Annotated in this window: 1 protein-coding gene; it reads right to left on the bottom strand. The window is 46.5% G+C overall.

The window, feature by feature from the left end; all coding sequences use genetic code 11:
- Positions 1-1,042, bottom strand: a 1,042-nt coding sequence (locus B3O33_RS02480) for a peptide chain release factor 3 (RefSeq protein ID WP_292362860.1), incomplete at both ends; no start/stop codon positions are given.

The following is a 1,042-nucleotide window of genomic DNA, read 5'->3' as shown; positions in this document are numbered from 1 at the left end:
ACGGAATAACTGCGTGGCACCCTCTTCGCTCAATTGTTGCAGACCTTTCAATAAAGCCTTGTTCTTCAGAGGATCTTTTAATCTGACACGGCGAAACAGTTCCGGCGCAAAGTACGGTATCCCAGTGAATTGAAGATCCTCACCCTGAGTAAAGGTATCGCCGATCTGAATGGTTCCGTGATTGTGCAAACCGAGTATATCGCCCGGCCAGGCTTCTTCCGCCTGTTCACGTTCTGCAGCCATAAAGGTGACGGCATTGGCGATGGTCACATCTTTACCTATCCGGGTCTGACGTAATTTCATGCCTTTAGTGTAATGACCACTGCAAACTCGCATAAAAGCAATGCGGTCACGGTGTTTAGGATCCATATTGGCTTGAATTTTAAACACAAATCCGCTGAAGTTATCCTCATCCGCAACAACATCACGGGTTTTGGTTTCCCTTGGTTGTGGCGCCGGCGCATATTCCACATAGGCGTCCATCAATTCAGTAACCCCGAAATTATTCATTGCTGAACCAAAAAACACCGGGGTCATTTGTCCATTAAGAAAAGCTTCCAAATCAAATTGATCACTGGCACCACGCACCAGATCAATTTCTTCACGTAATTCTTCCGCCATAGAACCAAATAATTCATCCAGACGTGGATTATCCAACCCCTGAATCACCTCGCCGGCATCTGCGTCTTTGCCATGCGCTTCAAACAACCGAATATTGTCATTATAAAGATGGAAAATACCTTTAAAGCCTTTGCCCATACCGATTGGCCAGGTGATGGGGGCACAGCGGATATTGAGGATATTTTCGACTTCACTGAGTAAGTCCAGCGGATCGCGGCCTTCCCGATCAAGTTTGTTGATAAATGTCAGAATCGGCGTATCGCGTAAGCGGCAAACCTCCATTAATTTAATGGTACGTTCTTCTACACCTTTGGCACTGTCGATAACCATCAATGCCGAGTCCACCGCAGTCAGTGTGCGATAGGTATCTTCCGAAAAATCAGCATGCCCTGGTGTATCGAGAAGATTAACGATGCGATCT

It is taken from the genome of Methylophaga sp. UBA1464 (genome assembly GCF_002325665.1).
Taxonomy (GTDB): domain Bacteria; phylum Pseudomonadota; class Gammaproteobacteria; order Nitrosococcales; family Methylophagaceae; genus Methylophaga.
Note: the sequence above shows the minus strand (reverse complement) of the source record. Positions and strands in the feature narration are given on the sequence as shown.